This window comes from Pseudomonas sp. E1BtOHC1 (genome assembly GCF_058744285.1).
The window spans coordinates 6,221,902-6,239,191 of record NZ_CP196023.1 but is presented as its reverse complement, the minus strand read 5'-3'; the positions used below and the strand labels follow the sequence as shown (position 1 = coordinate 6,239,191).

Annotated in this window: 13 protein-coding genes; 3 read left to right on the top strand and 10 right to left on the bottom strand. The window is 62.2% G+C overall.

Annotated features, from left to right (window positions below; genetic code table 11):
- Positions 1–38 precede the first annotated feature (38 nt).
- Positions 39–1,295 carry an arginine deiminase gene (gene arcA, locus ACSSVC_RS28145; protein ID WP_123726159.1) on the bottom strand — a complete coding sequence of 419 codons (1,257 nt, stop codon included), beginning with the start codon at positions 1,293–1,295 and terminating at the stop codon, positions 39–41.
- Between the two features lie 53 nt (positions 1,296–1,348).
- Positions 1,349–2,776 (bottom strand): arginine-ornithine antiporter, encoded by a 1,428-nt coding sequence (arcD, locus tag ACSSVC_RS28140; RefSeq protein WP_221811109.1) that lies wholly within the window; start codon positions 2,774–2,776, stop codon positions 1,349–1,351.
- A gap of 452 nt (positions 2,777–3,228) precedes the next feature.
- Between arcD (ACSSVC_RS28140) and arcD (ACSSVC_RS28135) the strand changes: the two genes are divergently transcribed.
- Positions 3,229–4,656: an arginine-ornithine antiporter gene (gene arcD, locus ACSSVC_RS28135; RefSeq protein WP_346632419.1), complete on the top strand. Its 1,428-nt coding sequence runs from the start codon at positions 3,229–3,231 to the stop codon at positions 4,654–4,656.
- Positions 4,657–4,737: 81 nt separating this feature from the next.
- Here arcD (ACSSVC_RS28135) and ACSSVC_RS28130 read toward each other — a convergent pair whose 3' ends face one another.
- The 8 genes from ACSSVC_RS28130 to gap form a co-directional block, all read right to left on the bottom strand.
- Positions 4,738–6,882: a methyl-accepting chemotaxis protein gene (locus ACSSVC_RS28130; RefSeq protein WP_346632418.1), complete on the bottom strand. Its 2,145-nt coding sequence runs from the start codon at positions 6,880–6,882 to the stop codon at positions 4,738–4,740.
- 226 nt (positions 6,883–7,108) lie between these two features.
- Positions 7,109–7,522, bottom strand: a complete 414-nt coding sequence (locus ACSSVC_RS28125) for a YbaN family protein (protein WP_346632570.1) — start codon at positions 7,520–7,522, stop codon at positions 7,109–7,111.
- 118 nt (positions 7,523–7,640) lie between these two features.
- Positions 7,641–8,249 (bottom strand): biliverdin-producing heme oxygenase, encoded by a 609-nt coding sequence (locus tag ACSSVC_RS28120; protein WP_346632417.1) that lies wholly within the window; start codon positions 8,247–8,249, stop codon positions 7,641–7,643.
- A gap of 112 nt (positions 8,250–8,361) precedes the next feature.
- Positions 8,362–10,980, bottom strand: a complete 2,619-nt coding sequence (locus tag ACSSVC_RS28115; RefSeq protein ID WP_346632416.1) for a TonB-dependent receptor — start codon at positions 10,978–10,980, stop codon at positions 8,362–8,364.
- 119 nt (positions 10,981–11,099) lie between these two features.
- Entirely contained in the window at positions 11,100–12,071 is a 972-nt protein-coding gene (locus ACSSVC_RS28110) for a FecR family protein (protein ID WP_404937528.1), read from the bottom strand.
- 113 nt (positions 12,072–12,184) lie between these two features.
- On the bottom strand, positions 12,185–12,703 hold the full coding sequence (locus tag ACSSVC_RS28105; RefSeq protein ID WP_346632414.1) for an RNA polymerase sigma factor: 519 nt from the start codon (positions 12,701–12,703) through the stop codon (positions 12,185–12,187).
- A 75-nt stretch (positions 12,704–12,778) separates the two neighbouring features.
- Positions 12,779–13,243, bottom strand: coding sequence for a methylglyoxal synthase (locus ACSSVC_RS28100; RefSeq protein WP_346632413.1), 465 nt, complete (start codon positions 13,241–13,243; stop codon positions 12,779–12,781).
- Positions 13,244–13,258: 15 nt separating this feature from the next.
- Positions 13,259–14,263 (bottom strand): type I glyceraldehyde-3-phosphate dehydrogenase, encoded by a 1,005-nt coding sequence (gene gap, locus ACSSVC_RS28095; RefSeq protein WP_102880664.1) that lies wholly within the window; start codon positions 14,261–14,263, stop codon positions 13,259–13,261.
- 223 nt (positions 14,264–14,486) lie between these two features.
- Here gap and edd point away from each other — a divergent pair, with 223 nt between their 5' ends.
- Together edd and ACSSVC_RS28085 are read left to right on the top strand one after the other, a co-directional pair.
- Positions 14,487–16,313, top strand: a complete 1,827-nt coding sequence (edd, locus tag ACSSVC_RS28090) for a phosphogluconate dehydratase (RefSeq protein WP_346632412.1) — start codon at positions 14,487–14,489, stop codon at positions 16,311–16,313.
- Entirely contained in the window at positions 16,310–17,266 is a 957-nt protein-coding gene (locus ACSSVC_RS28085) for a glucokinase (RefSeq protein WP_346632411.1), read from the top strand. Before edd ends, ACSSVC_RS28085 begins: the two co-directional genes overlap by 4 nt.
- The last annotated feature ends 24 nt before the right edge of the window (positions 17,267–17,290 follow it).

Below are 17,290 nucleotides of genomic sequence, written 5' to 3'. Positions count from 1 at the left end.
CCGGGTAGGCGCGGTCGGAGAGCGTGTCGTCTAAAGGCTTAGTAGTCGATCGGATCGCGAATGATCGGGCAGGTCATGCAGTGGCCGCCGCCGCGGCCCCGGCCCAGTTCGCCGGCGCTGATGGTGATGACCTCGACCCCAGCCTTGCGCAGTAGGGTATTGGTGTAGGTGTTGCGGTCGTAGCCGATGACCACGCCCGGTTCCACGGCCACCACGTTGTTGCCGTCGTCCCATTGCTCGCGTTCGGCGGCGAAGCTGTTGCCGCCGGTTTCCACCACGCGCAGGGCCTTGAGGTTGAGGGCCTTGGCCACGGTATCGAGGAAGCTGGCTTCTTCGCGGCGCACATCGATGCCGCCCGGTTTGCTTTCGTCAGGGCGCAGGCTGAAGGCGACGATCTGACTCACCACTTCCGGGAAGATCGTGACCAGATCGCGGTCGCAGAAGCTGAATACGGTATCCAGGTGCATGGCCGCGCGGGACTTCGGCAGGCCGGCGACGATCACACGCTCCACGGCCTTGTGCTTGAACAGGTTCAGTGCCAGTTGACCGATGGCCTGGCGCGACGAGCGTTCACCCATGCCGATCAGGACCACGCCATTGCCGATAGGCATCACGTCGCCGCCTTCCAGGGTGGCATTGCCGTGCTCCTGATCCGGGTCGCCGTACCAGATCTGGAAGTCGGCGTTGGTGAACTCGGGGTGGAATTTGTAGATGGCGGTGGTCAGCAGGGTTTCCTGACGTCGCGCCGGCCAGTACATCGGGTTCAGGGTCACGCCGCCATAAATCCAGCAAGTGGTGTCGCGGGTGAACTGAGTATTGGGCAGCGGCGGCAGGATGAAGCTGGAGTGGCCGAGGAAGTCGCGGAACATCTCGATGGTCTTGCCGCCGAAGCTGCTGGGCAGGTCGTCGGCTGAGACGCCGCCGATGAGGAATTCGGCAACCTTGCGTGGCTCCAGGCTGCGCAGCCACGAGCCGACTTCGTTGACCAGGCCCAGGCCCACCTGATTGGCGGTGATCTTGCGCTCCAGGATCCAGTCCAGGGCTTCGGGGATGGCAACGATGTCGGTCAGCAGGTTGTGCATTTCCAGCACATCAATGTCCCGCTCGCGCATCTTGGTGACGAAGTCGAAATGGTCGCGTTTGGCCTGGGCCACCCACAGCACATCATCGAACAGCAGTTCGTCGCAGTTGTTCGGGGTCAGCCGCTGGTGGGCCAGGCCTGGGGAGCAAACCATGACTTTGCGCAGTTTACCGGCTTCGGAATGGACGCCGTACTTAACTTTTTCCGTGGTCATTACTGTGATCCTCCAGAGACAAAACAATCAGGGGTGTTGCTTGAAAGGCGGTGTTACAGGGTCAGGAAGCCGTCGTAGAGACCGTAGGCCGCCACCAGGGCGCCTATGACCACTGCGGCAAAAATCAGCTTCTCGACGTTGGTGAAAATCGGTTTGTGCAGTTCCATCTTGGCCTTGGCGAAGAGCACCACGCCGGGGGCATAGAGCAGGGCTGACAGCAGCAGGTACTTGACCCCGCCGGCGTACAGCAGCCAGATCGCGTAGAGCAGGGCGATGCCGCCGATGATCAGGTCCTTCTTGCGTTCGGCCAGGGCCTGTTCGTAGCTTTCGCCGCGCACTGCCAGCAGGACCGCGTAGGCCGCCGACCACAGGTAGGGCACCAGGATCATCGAGGTGGCGAGATAGATCAGCGACAGGTAGGTGCTGGCCGAGAACAGGGTGATGACCAGGAAGATCTGCACCATGGCATTGGTCAGCCACAGGGCGTTGGCCGGTACGTGGTTGGCGTTTTCCCGGCGCAGGAACTCCGGCATGGTGTGGTCCTTGGCTGCGGCGAACATGATCTCCGCACACAGCAGTACCCACGACAGCAGCGCCCCCAGCAGCGAGATGATCAGGCCGACGCTGATCAGCACCGCGCCCCAGTGGCCCACCACATGTTCCAGTACCGCCGCCATGGAGGGGTTCTGCAGCTTGGCCAGTTCCGGCTGGGTCATGATCCCCAGGGACAGCACGTTCACCAGCACCAGGAACAGCAGTACGGTGATGAAGCCAATGACGGTGGCCTTGCCCACGTCCGAGCGTTTTTCCGCCCGAGAGGAGAAAATGCTCGCGCCCTCGATGCCGATGAACACCCAGACGGTGACCAGCATCATGTTGCGCACCTGGTTCATCACGCTGCCCAGGTCCGGGTTCTTCACCCCCCAGATATCAGCGGTGAAGATATCCAGCTTGAAGGCGAACAGCGCGATCAGCACGAACAGCAGCAGCGGCACCACTTTGGCAACCGTGGTCACCAGGTTGATGAAGGCGGCTTCCTTGATCCCGCGCAGTACCAGAAAGTGCACGGCCCAGAGCAGGATCGAGGCACCGATCACCGCGGCCGGGGTGTTGCCCTCGCCGAAGATCGGGAAAAAATAACCCAGGGTGCTGAACAGCAGGACGAAGTAGCCGACGTTGCCCAGCCAGGCGCTGATCCAGTAGCCCCAGGCCGAAGAAAAGCCCATGTAGTCGCCGAATCCGGCCTTGGCGTAGGCATATACACCACCGTCCAGATCAGGTTTGCGATTGGCCAGGGTCTGGAAGACAAATGCCAGGGTCAACATGCCGACAGCGGTAATTGCCCAACCAATAAGAACTGCACCGACATCGGCACTGGCTGCCATGTTTTGCGGTAAGGAAAAGATCCCGCCGCCAATCATGGAACCCACTACCAGGGCGACTAAGGCGCCCAGTCTTAGTTTACCGGGGGATTCAGACATTGCATGACTCCAATGCAGGAGAAGAGAGACGTCAGAGTAAATCTGCTTGCAATCCGAACAGCTGACTTAGATCAGTTCATCGCTGCATTCCGTTGTGAATGAATGACTTAAGATTTATTGCGAGAGGTAGAATGCTGCCCTGAGAGGGCCATTCCAGAGGCTTTTTGATCTCCTGATCAATAGGGATTCTCATTGCCAGCGACGTTTGAAGCTAGACCGTTTTGAAGAATGTGCAAATCTTCACGCGTGTTCGATTAATCACTTGGTAGTGATGGCACTTAGTACATTTACATAACAAAACAGTCGGTTATTCAGTGCCTTCTGCAGGGTATCTAAAGCCTGTGCGGATAAAGGATGATTAATTGACTGTTACTGTTAGACGCACATTTGTAGACGTTATTTAATAAACTGTAGGTTTATCGCCAGATCGACTCACTGAGGCAGAGGTAGGAATGACACAACCGGCGCAGAAGCTTCAACTCGGTGCACTGATCGCTCTAGTCGTGGGCTCGATGATTGGCGGTGGGATTTTTTCCCTGCCACAGAACATGGCCGCCCGTGCCGATGCCGGTGCGGTGCTGATCGGCTGGGGGATCACTGCGGTGGGCATGCTGACCCTGGCGTTCGTTTTCCAGACCCTGGCCAACCGCAAGCCGGAGCTGGATTCCGGAGTCTATGCCTATGCCAAGGCGGGGTTCGGCGACTACATGGGCTTCTCGTCCGCCTGGGGCTACTGGATCAGTGCCTGGCTGGGCAACGTCGGCTACTTCGTCCTGCTGTTCAGCACCCTGGGCTATTTCTTCCCGGTGTTCGGCCAGGGCAATACCCCGGTGGCCATCGGTTGTGCGTCATTGCTGCTGTGGGCCGTGCATTTTCTGGTGCTGCGCGGGATCAAGGAGGCGGCGTTCATCAACCAATTGACCACGGTGGCGAAGATTGTGCCGCTGGTGATGTTCATCGTCATTGCTGCCGTGGCGTTCAAAGCCGACATCTTCACCCGCGATATCTGGGGACGCAGCAATCCGAATTTTGGCGGGGTGATGGATCAGGTGCGCAACATGATGCTGGTCACGGTGTTCGTGTTCATCGGCATCGAGGGCGCCAGCGTGTATTCGGCTCGGGCGCAGAAGCGCGCGGATGTCGGGCGGGCCACGGTGATCGGCTTCCTCGGAGTGCTGGCGTTGCTGGTGCTGGTGAACGTGCTGTCTCTGGGGATCATGAGCCAGCCGGAATTGGCCACGCTGCAGAACCCCTCCCTGGCGGCGGTGCTGGAACACATCGTCGGCCCCTGGGGCGCCTTGCTGATCAGCATCGGCCTGGCGATTTCCCTGTTGGGGGCGCTGTTGTCCTGGGCCCTGCTGTGCGCGGAGATTCTCTATGCGACGGCCCGGGACCGGACCATGCCGGCTTTCCTGAAGAAGGAGAACGCCAACCATGTGCCGGTCAATGCCCTGTGGCTGACCAACGTGATGATCCAGATCTTCCTGTTGATCACCCTGTTTTCCGCGGGCACCTATACCAGCCTGATCTATTTGGCATCGTCGATGATCCTGGTGCCCTACCTGTGGTCGGCGGCCTACGCGGTGTTGCTCAGCGGCCGTGGGGAAACCTACGAGCAAGCCTCTCGGGAGCGGATGAAGGACCTGTTCGTCGCCGTCGTGGCCCTGAGCTACGCCATCTGGCTGCTGTACGCCGGCGGCTTGAAGTACCTGCTGCTGTCGGCCCTGTTGTATGCGCCCGGGGTGATTCTGTTCGCCAAGGCCAAGCGCGAGCAGGGCGAGCCGTTGTTCACGGCGCTGGAGAAGCTGATCTTCACGGCGGTGCTCATGGGGGCGTCGCTGGCGGCTTACGGGCTGTACAGCGGCTTGCTGAAGTTGTGATTCAACAGTCGCGGTATCGATAATCTGTGGTGATCGGCAGCGCCTCTGACCGATGTCGCGAGGTCAGAGGCCTGCTGGGTGTTACACCCGGAACTGATCCATCAGTTTCATCTGCTGAGTCGCCAGGGCGTTCAGTTGGCTGCTCACCTGAGCCGATTCGCTGGCCTGTTCGGTGAGGGTTTCGGTCACGCTGCGGATCGCCGAGACGTTGCGGTTGACCTCTTCGGCCACCGCGCTCTGTTGCTCGGCGGCGCTGGCGATCTGCAGGTTCATGTCGCTGATTACGGTGACCGCGTCGCTGATCTTGCCCAGGGCCTGGACCGCCTGCTGGATCTGTCCGGCGTTGTTCTGCGCCTGGCTCTGGCTGGCGTGCATGGTGGTCACCACGTCACGGGTGCCGCTCTGGATGCGTTCGATCACCACGCGAATTTCTTCCACCGAGTCCTGGGTGCGCTTGGCCAGGTTGCGCACTTCATCGGCCACCACCGCAAAGCCGCGACCGCTTTCGCCGGCACGGGCCGCTTCGATGGCCGCATTGAGGGCCAGCAAGTTGGTTTGCTCGGCGATGCTGCGGATCACTTCCAGCACCGAACCGATCTGCTCGCTGCTCACCGCCAGGGCTTCGACTTCACCCACCGCCTTGCTCACCTCGTCGGCCAGCAGGCTGATATCCCGGGTGCTGCGTTCGATGATGGTCATGCCTTCCTTGGCCGACTGGTCGGCGCCACGGGCGGCCTGCGCGGCATTGGAGGCACTGTTGGCGACATCGTGGGCGGTGGCGCTCATTTCGTTGGACGCGGTGGCCACCTGGTCGATCTCGCGGAACTGCACTTGCATGCCTTCGCTGGTCTGGCGGGCGATTTCCGAAGACTGGTCGGCGGTGCCGCGGGCCTCGGTGATGCTTTGCTTGATCTGGGCAATGGTCGGTTGCAGCTTGTCGAGGAAGCGGTTGAACCAACTCACCAACTCGCCCAGTTCATCTTTCTTGCTGTAGTTCAGGCGCTGGGTCAGGTCGCCGTCGCCGCTGGCGATGGCCTTGAGCATCTCGGCTACGCTGTTGATCGGCCGGGTCACGCCGGAAGCGCTGAGCCACATCAGCAGCAGGCCCAGCAGGCCGGCACCGACGGCGACCAGCAGGGTCTTCAGGGTGCCGCTGGTCTGGGCTTGATCCAGCAGGGTCTGCAGTTTGACCGAGTCCGCCAGCAGCACCTGTTGTGGTAGGTCGATGGTCACGCCCCAGGCCTTGGCATCGGCAATCGGACTGAAGGGATAGACCGCGCGGATCAAGTCGCCTTGCTGCAGGACTTTCGATTGGCTGCCGGCGAGCGTCGCGAGGATGTCCTTGCCCTGGGCACCAAAGGTTTCATTGATGTTCTTGCCGACCTGGCCGGCATCAGCGCCGACAGCGGCCAGCAGCCCACTGCCGGCCAGGATCATCATGTGCCCGGCCCCGTCGAACAGGTCCCGCTGGGCCTCGACAGCGGCGGCTTGCAGGGCGTCCAGGGCGATGTCGACGCCAATCACGCCCAGCACCTTGCCGTCCACCAGCAGTGGCAGGGAGATGGTGGTCATCAGCACTTGCTTCTTGTCCTGGCCGATGGTGTCGGCATAGGGATCGAGCAGGCAGATGCGTCGGCTGTCCCGGGGGCAGGTGTACCAGATGTTGTAGGGCGTGCCGCTGAGGTTGAGGGTGGTCTTGGTCATGTCCTCCTCAGCCATCACGGTATTGAGTTGCTGGCCGCCGGCGCGACTCCAGTAGGTGGCGAAACGTCCGCGTTCGTTGGAGGCGCGGGTGGCGTCGTTGGCGAACTCGCTGTCCTTGCCGTCCAGGGCGTTGGGCTCGTAGGCGAGCCAGATGCCGAGCACCTTGGGGTTGCGCTCGAAGGCGGTTTTCAGGCTGCGGTTGAGTTCTTCACGCAGGGCCGGGGCATCCAGGCCGCGCTTGTTGGCCAGGTCTCGCAGGTCCCGGACTTGATCCGCCAGGGCGGTGATCACCAGCTGGCTTTCGCCGAAGGTTTTCTGAATGCGCGCGGCTTGTTCGGCTGCCTTGGCCTGCAGCAGGTCCTCGACTCCGGCTGTCAGCATCCGCGTGCTGGACGTGTTCACCAGTTGGTTGTTCTGCTGGCTCTGATAGAGGTTCATGCCGACGATCAGCGCCACCACGCCCAACAGGCACAGTCCGGACAACAGCACGATTTTCAGGCGGATGGAGAGAGAGTCGAACATGGGGCGATCTCGCGAAAGGACGGATGGAAAGCACGGAATCGGCTGATTCCGGTCGCCAAGTCCATTCAGCGCCATGTCCGGAACATCGGCTTGGCCTGCTTTTGCGTGAGTTTTAGCCGACGAACGGTAGGGCGCAGGCCTTCGTCGTGCAGGCGCCGGCTTGCCGGCGAAGAGGGCCGCCAAGTTGATGCATATTCTCAGGTGGCTTTCGCCGGCAAGCCGGCTGCTACAGGGGCGGGGGGCAGGTTTGCGGCAAGGCTTCGGGGCGCGACCAGATCCACAGGTTGCCCAGGGTCATGCCGGCGATGGCGGCGTACATCGTCCAGTGATGGTTGAGCAGGGTCAGCATCAGGCCGGCACACAGCAGCATGCTGAGGGTGGCGCTGATTTTGGCCTTGCGGCTGACAATCCGGCCGTTGCGCCAGTTGCTCAGGATCGGGCCGAACAGCCGGTGGCTCTCCATCCAGGCACTCAGGCGTGGCGAACTCTTGGTAGCGGCCCAGGCGGCCAGGAGGATGAATTCGGTGGTGGGCAGACCCGGTACGACGATGGCGATCAGGCCGATAGCCAGGCTGATGTAAGCCAGCGCGCCAAACAGCAGGCGGGATATTTTCGACGAGGAGGGGCGAGTGGGGGTCATGGCTTCGATGATGAGGTAACGCGCCGTACGGCTCAATCCGGGAATGGCAGTGGCCGACAAAATACCGCTGCAGGCAGGGGGCACGCCTGGCGCGCCACCTGCTCGCAACTACAGGAGGTCAGGCCGGTTGTGCAGCGCTGGAGTAAGCCTGTTCCAGCAGTACGGTGAAGCGGTTGAAGGCATCCAGGGCGCCTTTCTCCGCTGCGGCTTCTTCTTCGGCGGTGAATTCCAGGCCGTCGAGGATGCGGGTGAAGGTCTTCCAGCCTTCGGCACGACCGCCAGCCGGCTCGCCCAGGTGCCGGGCACCGAAGGTTTCGCTCAGGCCCAGGCCCACGGCGCGCTTGATCAGGAATGCGGCGCCGAGCTTGGAGCCTTCGGAGACGAAGATCCAGCCCAGGGCTTCGGCCTTGCTCGGGTTGCGCACTGCGCCGGCTACCGGTGCCGGGACCTCGGTGTCCAGGTCTGCCAGGTCGGCCTTGGCCGCTTCGGCGCGGCAGCGCTCGGCCAGATCGGGGACGATCTTGATCAGCTCGGCATCGTTGTACAGCTCCACCAGCTCCGACTGGAACAGGTACTGGGCTACCACGAAGCGAGCGAAGGCACCCTGGGTTTCAAACGGTGCGTGGGCCTTGACCAGGGCGTCGAGCTTGGAATGGGGCTCGTGGGTGATCTGGTTCAGACGCTGGGAGCGCAGATGATGACGCTGGGAGGAATCCTGGGAGGTCATGCAGATGTCCTTGAGAATGAGAGGCACTTAGTGACTAGACGAACAAGAAGACGCGACACAGTAAAAAATCCTCACTGCCCTGGATGAAAAAGAGCAGTGAGGCGGTTTGGCGTCAGATATCCCACACCAGGTTGACCGAGAAGTTGCGGCCGGGCTGGGTCAGGCGGTCGAGGTTGGCGGGTGCGGTCTGCCCGGCTTCACCGACACTGTCGTAGCCGCGCACGTCATCCCAGTTCCAGTATTTCTTGTCGGTCAGGTTGTACAGGCCGGCGTTCACGGTCAGGTCGTCGGTGACCTTGTAGAAACCGCTGAGGTCGAGGATGCCGTAGCCCGGTGTCTTGAACTGGCCGCTGGTGGTGCGGCCATCCGGGGCCTTGAAGGTGCTGTTGTCGACCCGGTCCTTGCGTTTGACCAGGGTCCAGCTCAGCAGCGCGCCATAGTTGTCCTGGTCGTAGCCGAGGCCAAACACGCCCTTGAGCGGGTTGACGCTGTTGATCGGCTCGCCGTTGTCATTGTTGCGACCGTAGGCGTAGGCCAGCGAGCCGATGCTGTACAGGCCCTGTGGTGCACCGAAGGCATCGAGGTTGAGACGGCCCCTGGCTTCGGCGCCCTTGATGGTGGCGTGTTTGATGTTGTTGCTCTGGATCACCGATTGCAGTGCGCCGGCGGTGATGGCGTCTTCGTTGATGAAGTCGCGGTACTGGTTGTAGAACACCGAGACATCGAAGGAGCCGGCGTCGAAATTGCCTCGCAGGCCGGTTTCGTAACCTTTGCTGGTTTCTGGCTTGAGGTTGGAGTTGGGCTCGACGATGTACCCGGTGGTGATGTTTTCAAAGCGGCCGTAGAGCGCCTTGGCCGACGGCGTGCGGAAGCCCTCGGAGTACTGGCCGTAGGCGGTGTAGTGCTCGTCGAAGCTGTAGGTCAGGCCGAACTTGGGCGAAACCCGATGCCAGGTCTTCTTGTCGTCGCTGACCGGAAAGTTGCCGGTGGGGTTGGCGACATTGAGGAACTCCTGCGTCAGTTTCGGCTTGAGCTGGGTGTAGTCGTAGCGCAGGCCAGGGGTGAAGGTCCAGGCGTTCCAGCTGATCTGGTCCTGGGCGAACAGGCTGTAGGTGTTGATGGTCGGGTCCGGGAAGTCGCTGGACTTCTTTACGCTGTCGCCGGCGGAAGGGCTCGGCGCGCCAACCGCGGTGCAGCCGGCACCGACGGCCAGGCAGCTGGCGGTGCCATAGCGCGAGCCTGTGACTTTCTGCTGCTTGAGAGTGGTGCCGTAGGTCAACTGGTGATCGGTTTCACCCAGGGCGAAGGCCTTGTCCAACTGAGCGTCGAACACCCATTGTTTTTCCTGGTACAGGGTTTTCCGCTCGCGCTGCACGTCACGGGCCACCGGGCTGAAAATCGACACCGGGTTATAGCGTTCGGAGGTGGTCTGGTCGGTCTTGGCGATCTGGTAGTTCAGGCTCCACTTGATCCGATCGGCGATGGGCGACTCCAGGGCAAAGCTGTTTTCCAGGCCGAAGCGTTCGCGGCTGATGGTGTCGTTGCCGACGCGCGAGCGATACCAGTTCTGGCCAACACCATTGAGGAACAGGCCGCCCACCGCACTTTTCTGGTTGGTGTCGCGGTCGTCCTTGTACTTCTCGTAGGTCAGGCCCAGGCGTGCGTCGTCCGCATAGTTCCAGCCGAGCTTAGCCAGGACGTTGGTGGTGCGGGCGTCTTCCGGGTTGGCGGCAGTGCGGTTCAGACCGGTGCCGTTGTTGCTGCCATAGGACTCGGTTTCGTGGCCGTCGCGCTGGCTCAGGTGCAACAGGCCGTCGAAATCGCTGGCCCGGCCGGCGACGGTGGCGGATTTCAGCCAGCTTTCGTCCGCCGAGCTGTAGCCGGTCTTCAGGCGCGCACCAAAATCCTGGCCGGGCTTGATGATGTCGTCGGCGTCCAGGGTGTAGTAGCTGACCGCGCCACCGATGGCGCTGCTGCCGTAGAGCACCGAGGCCGGGCCACGGAGGATTTCCACGCGCTTGACGATTTCCGGGTCGACGTAGTTGCGGTTGGTCTTGGCATAAGGGCCGCTGAAGAAGTGATCCGGCACTTCCACGCCGTCCACCTGGGTGAGAATCCGGTCGCTGTCGATACCTCGGATGTTGTAGCCGCTGATACCGGCGCGCTGGCCTGCACCGCCCACCGAAACACCAGGCTCGTAACGCACCAGCTCCTTGATCGTGTTGACGTTCTGGCGGTCGAGTTCTTCCCGGGTCTGCACGCTCACGGTGCTGGGTACCGAGCTGATGTCCTGTTCCTGGCGGGTGGCGCTGATGGTCACTTGCTGCAGGTTCACCACGTTGGCGCCGCTGCGTTTCTCCAGAACGATGCTGTTGTTGCCCAGCTTGCGGTAGCTCAGGTTGGTGCCGCCGAGCAGCCGATCCAGGGCCTTTTCCGGCGGCAGCGAGCCGCGTACGCCGGGGGAGGCAACGCCGGCAGCCAGCTCGGCGGGCAGGCCCACTTGCCAGCCGGTGACTGCGGTAAAGGCATTGAGCGCCGAGACCAGCGGTTGTTGGGCAATGGCGAAGTTGTAGTTGCCCATGCGCTGGCTGGAAGGCGCCGGGGCATCGGCCGCCATGACAGGAGTGGCGTGAGCGCCGGCCAGCAGGATCGCCGCGGTGAGCAGCGACAGGGTGCAGTTCTGCAGGCGGGTACAGGGAACAGAGGATCGGCTGTTGAGGCGAGGGGACATCGAGAGCGCTCCGGGTCGCACGAATCTTATAGGTGCAGATACGCATTCAAAATGCGAATCAGTTGCATTGGCTATAACGAGACGTATGACCCCTGGCTATCGCGTAAAAATAATTATTCTCAGTTGAGAATCACCAGCGCCGGGAATTCCGAGAGCTGCGCCGAGGTGATATGGGCCAGGGAGCGCAACACATCCAGGGGCTGGTCCAGGCGGTAGTTGCCGGTGACGGCAACATTCGCCAGCTGCTCGTTGTTATTGACGATCCAGCCCGGGTAATAACGTCGCAGTTCCGCCAGCACCTGGTTGAGGGGGCAGTTCTCGAACACCAGGCGACCCTCGACCCAGGCCAGGTCCTTGCCGGCATCGAGCTTGGCCGGGTGCTCAAAACCCTGAGGGCCAACGCGTACGCTTTCTCCGGCCTTCAGGCGAATGCGCTGGTCGGCATGGGTCGCCCGCAGGTCGATATCGCCGCGCTGCACCTGGACCTGGGCGACGCCGTCCAGATAGCGCACGGCAAAGGCGGTGTCGCGCACGCTGGCCCGGACCGGACCAGCGTCCAGTTCCAGGGGCAGGCCGAGCGTGGCCGGGATCTCAAAGAAGGCTTCGCCCTGGTACAGCCGGGCCACACGCTGGTGATCGTCGATCTGGCTGGAAAACGCCGAGTTGGTGTTGAGCAGGACCTTCGAGCCGTCTTCCAGTTGCAGGCGCTGGCGTTCACCGACCAGGGTCAGGTGGTCGGCCTGCAGGCGCAGGGGCAGGTTGCTGAAGCTGAACAGCCCCAGCACCAGCACCGCGGCAGTGGCCAGTGGCTTCCAATGAGGGCGCAGGCGGGCCAGGCGTGAAACCTTCGGCGCGGGGGTGGCCAGGGCCTGGGCACAGAGTGCCACTTGGGGGCCGTTCCAGATGGCCTGGGCCTTCTCGAAGGCCTGGGCATTGAGCGGTGAAGCCGCCAGCCACTGGTGAAACTGGCGCACTTGTTCCTCGTTCGGATGTTCCAGCTCGATCAGCCAATCCAGCGCCTGATCCATGGCAAGGGTGCTTGAGTGCGAGCCGGCAGGGTTGGGCGGCTCGGCGCTGTGAAAATCCGTCACGGGTGTTCCTCGGCGGCGTCTGTGCGCAGCTGTTTTTTCAAGAGAGAGCGAAAGCCGGCCAAGGTTAACAAAGGCCTGGGGCTGACGCAGTCATTCTGCTCAGCGGTTGAAACTCACTGGCCGTCGAGACGTTCGGCGACGCCGATGCAGATGGCCATGATCAGTTTCAATTCCTTTTGCACCGTGCTCAGCGAAACCCCGAGCTCATCGGCGATCTCCTGATAGCTGTGGCCGTGCAGGCGGCTGAGGATGAAGATCTGCTGCTGGCGCGGGCTGAGCTGGCCGAGGCTGAGGTTCAGGCGCTCCAGCAATTGTTCGGCGTGGGCGGCGTCTTCGGCGCTGCTGACGGGCGCGGCGACGTTCTCCACCACCTCCGCCGGCACATCTTCCATAAGGGTGCGGCCCTGGATGCGTCGCGCCCGCAGGTGGTCGAGCGCCAGGTTGCGTGCGGTCTGGAACACGAAAGGCTCAAGGTGGGTGATCGGTCGCTCGCTGAGCGCGCGGGTCACTCGCAGATAGGTTTCCTGCAGTAGGTCTTCGGCGGTGCTGTGGTTGTTGACCATCCGCTCCAGCGTTCGCAGCAGAGAAATTCGTTGAGTGAGGAAGACGTGGTTGAAGTGCGATTGACTCACAGCAAGGCCTGATCCATTTTTTGCAGCAGATGATAATGATTGTCATCTACGTCAATGGTCAAGCCTTGTGTGATTTTATCCCCGAGCGGCCAGGTACGCCTGGTAGTCGGGAATCCGGTGTTCGTGGGCCTGGCTCATCAGTGGGCTGCTGAGCAGGTAGTCGGCGCTGCACTCGTTGCAGGCCACGGGAATGTTCCATACCGCCGCCACGCGCAGCAGGGCTTTGATATCCGGATCGTGAGGCTGGGGTTCGAAGGGGTCCCAGAAGAACACCAGCAGGTCGACCCGCTGTTCGGCGATCTGCGCGCCCAACTGCTGATCGCCGCCCAGAGGGCCGCTGATCATGCTTTCCACCGGCAGTCCCAGGCGTTTGCTCAGCAGCAGCCCGGTGGTGCCGGTGGCCAGCAGTTCATGTTCGACCAGTCGTGACTTCTGTCGCTCGGCCCAGTCCAGCAGAAAGACCTTGCAGTGGTCGTGAGCGACCAGGGCGATGCGCTTGCGCGCCGCCATGGTCTTTTGCGTGAAACTGATACCGATCATCGACGAATATCCGTTTTATTCCGCGTTGCACAGGGCCAGGCAGTTATCCAGCATACGGTTGGAGAAGCCCCACTCGTTGTCGTACCAGGCCAGTACCTTGAGCAAGCGACCGCCGCTGACCTTGGTGTGGTTGGCGTCGAAGATCGACGACAGCGGGTTGTGATTGAAGTCGCTGGAGACCAGCGGCAGGGTGTTGTAGCCGAGGATCTTCGAATGCTGGCTGGCACTCTTGAGCAGGGCGTTGACCTCTTCGGCCGTGGTGTCGCGCTTGAGGGTCACGGTCAGGTCCACCAGGGATACGTTGATCACCGGTACCCGTACCGCCATGCCGGTCAGCTTGCCCGCCAGTTCCGGCAGTACCAGGCCGACGGCTTCAGCGGCGCCGGTCTTGCTCGGGATCATGTTCTGGGTGGCCGAGCGGGCGCGATAGGGGTCGCTGTGATAGACGTCGGTGAGGTTCTGGTCGTTGGTGTAGGCGTGGATGGTGGTCATCAGGCCGTTGTCGATCCCCAGCTCGCGATGCAGCACCTGGGCCACCGGGGCCAGGCAGTTGGTGGTGCACGAAGCGTTGGAAATGACCTGGTGCGACTGGCGCAGAATGTCGTGGTTGACCCCATAGACCACGGTGGCGTCGGCGCCTTTGGCCGGGGCCGAGATGATCACTTTGCGCGCGCCGGCAGTAAGATGGGCGGCAGCCTTGGCACGGTCGGTGAACAGGCCGGTGCATTCGAAGACCACGTCGATCTTTTCCGCGGCCCAGGGCAGTTCGGCCGGGTTGCGGATGGCGCTGACGGCGATGCGGTCGCCGTTGACGGTCAGGCTTTCCTGGTCGTGCTGGACTTCGGCGTCGAAAGTGCCGTGGACGGTGTCGTATTTCAGCAGGTGGGCATTGATCGCGCTGTCTCCCAGATCGTTGATGGCGACGATCTGCAGATCCTGACGATAGCCTTGGGTATAGAGTGCGCGCAGGACGTTACGGCCAATACGGCCAAAACCATTGATTGCGATTCGAAGAGTCATGTGCAAACGCCTGTCGTTAAATTTGTTGTTGGAATTACAAGATTATTCGCATAGAAATAGAAAACAAGCCTTTTTAGTGGCAATATTTTGTCTTATCTACAACGAGTGACCTGAATCAACTGGTCCAAATGGTCAGGAAAGTCCTCCGCCGTCCCTGGTTGGCGACGCTTCTGATCAGCATAGACAAACAGGTCGCCACATCCGTTAGCCTGGAGTTCTACACATGCATCCCCGCGTTCTTGAGGTCACCGAACGGCTTATTGCCCGCAGTCGCGCCACTCGCCAGGCCTATCTCGCTTTGATCCGGGGCGCCGCCAGCGACGGCCCGCAGCGGGGCAAGCTGCAGTGTGCGAACTTCGCCCATGGCGTGGCCGGTTGTGGCGCCGACGACAAACACAGCCTGCGGATGATGAACGCGGCCAATGTGGCAATTGTTTCGTCATATAACGACATGTTGTCGGCCCACCAGCCTTACGAACATTTCCCCGAGCAGATCAAGAAAGCCCTGCGGGAGATCGGTTCGGTGGGCCAGTTCGCTGGCGGCACCCCGGCCATGTGCGATGGCGTGACCCAGGGCGAGGCGGGCATGGAACTGAGCCTGCCGAGCCGTGAGGTGATTGCGCTGTCTACCGCAGTGGCGCTGTCCCACAACATGTTCGACGCCGCGCTGATGCTGGGGATCTGCGACAAGATCGTCCCGGGCCTGATGATGGGGGCCCTGCGCTTCGGTCATCTGCCGATGGTCTTCGTTCCGGGCGGGCCGATGGTGTCGGGGATTTCCAACAAGCAGAAGGCCGATGTGCGCCAGCGTTATGCCGAAGGCAAGGCCAGCCGCGAGGAGCTGCTGGAGTCGGAAATGAAGTCCTACCACAGTCCGGGCACCTGCACTTTCTACGGCACCGCCAACACCAACCAGTTGCTGATGGAAGTCATGGGCCTGCACTTGCCGGGCGCCTCGTTCATCAACCCCAACACGCCGTTGCGTGATGCGCTGACTTACGAAGCTGCGCAGCAGGTCACGCGCCTGACCAAGCAGAGCGGCAGCTTCATGCCCATCGGCGAAATCGTCGACGAGCGTTGCTTGGTCAACTCCATCGTTGCCCTGCACGCAACGGGCGGTTCCACCAACCACACTCTGCACATGCCAGCCATCGCCCAGGCGGCAGGTATCCAGTTGACCTGGCAGGACATGGCCGACCTGTCCGAGGTGGTGCCGACCCTGTCCCACGTCTATCCCAACGGCAAGGCCGACATCAACCACTTCCAGGCAGCGGGCGGCATGTCGTTCCTGATCCGCGAGCTGCTGGAAGCCGGCCTGCTCCACGAGGACGTCAATACCGTGGCCGGCCCCGGCCTGAGCCGCTACACCCAGGAGCCGTTCCTCGATAACGGCAAACTGGTATGGCGCGACGGCCCGATCGAAAGCCTCGACGAAAACATCCTGCGGCCGGTGGCTCGGGCCTTCTCCCCGGAAGGCGGCTTGCGGGTCATGGAAGGCAACCTCGGCCGCGGGGTGATGAAAGTCTCCGCGGTGGCTCCCGAGCATCAGGTCGTCGAAGCCCCGGCCGTGGTGTTCCAGGACCAGCAGGACCTGGCCGATGCCTTCAAGGCCGGACTGCTGGAGAAAGATTTCGTCGCGGTGATGCGCTTCCAGGGCCCGCGCTCCAACGGCATGCCCGAGCTGCACAAGATGACGCCCTTCCTCGGTGTGCTGCAGGACCGAGGCTTCAAGGTCGCGCTGGTCACCGACGGGCGTATGTCCGGCGCCTCGGGCAAGATCCCGGCGGCGATCCATGTCAGCCCGGAAGCCCAGGTGGGTGGGGCCCTGGCTCGGGTGCTGGATGGCGATATCATTCGTGTGGATGGCGTCAAGGGCACCCTTGAGCTTAAGGTGGACGCCGCAGAATTCGCAGCTCGCGAGCCGGCCAAGGGCCTGTTGGGCAACAACGTCGGTACCGGCCGCGAACTCTTCGCTTTCATGCGCATGGCCTTCAGCTCGGCAGAGCAGGGCGCCAGCGCCTTTACCTCTGCTCTGGAGACGCTTAATTGAAACTGGCCCTGGTCGGTGACATCGGTGGCACCAACGCGCGGTTCGCGTTGTGGAAGGACCAGCAACTGGACGCGATCCAGGTCCACGCAACGGCGGACTATCGCTGCCCGGAAGACGCCATCAAGGCGTACCTGCAAGACCAGGGCCTGGCCCTGGGTTCCATCGGTTCGGTATGCCTGTCGGTGGCCGGTCCGGTCAGCGGCGACGAGTTCCGCTTTACCAACAATCACTGGCGCCTGAGCCGCCAGGCGTTCTGCCAGACCTTGCAGGTGGAGCAGTTGCTGCTGGTCAACGACTTCTCGGCCATGGCCCTGGGCATGACCCGCTTGCAGCCCGATGAGTTTCGTGTGGTCTGCGAAGGAGTCGCCGAACCCTTGCGTCCGGCGGTGGTGATAGGGCCGGGCACTGGCCTCGGGGTGGGCACCCTGCTGAATTTCGGTGACGGCCGCTACATGGCCTTGCCGGGGGAGGGCGGCCATGTCGACCTGCCCTTGAGCAGCCCGCGAGAAACCCAACTGTGGCAGCACATTCACGATGAGATTGGCCATGTCAGCGCCGAGACCGCTCTGAGCGGCAGTGGATTGCCTCGGGTGTACCGGGCGATCTGCGCGGTGGACGGCCATGAGCCGCGCCTCGATACCCCGGAAGCCATCACCGCTGCCGGGCTGGCCGGCGACCCGATTGCCCGGGAAGTGCTGGAGCAGTTCAGCTGCTGGCTGGGGCGGGTGGCGGGCAACAATGTACTGACCACGGGCGCTCGGGGCGGGGTGTATATCGTCGGCGGGGTGATTCCCCGTTTCGCCGACTTCTTCATCCACAGCGGCTTTGCCAAGAGTTTTGCCGACAAGGGCTGCATGAGCGATTACTTCAAGGGCATCCCGGTGTGGCTGGTGACCGCGCCCTATTCCGGGCTGACCGGCGCCGGCGTGGCGTTGGAACAGGCCCAGGGTTGACGCCTGGCAGCAGGGTGTAGGAGC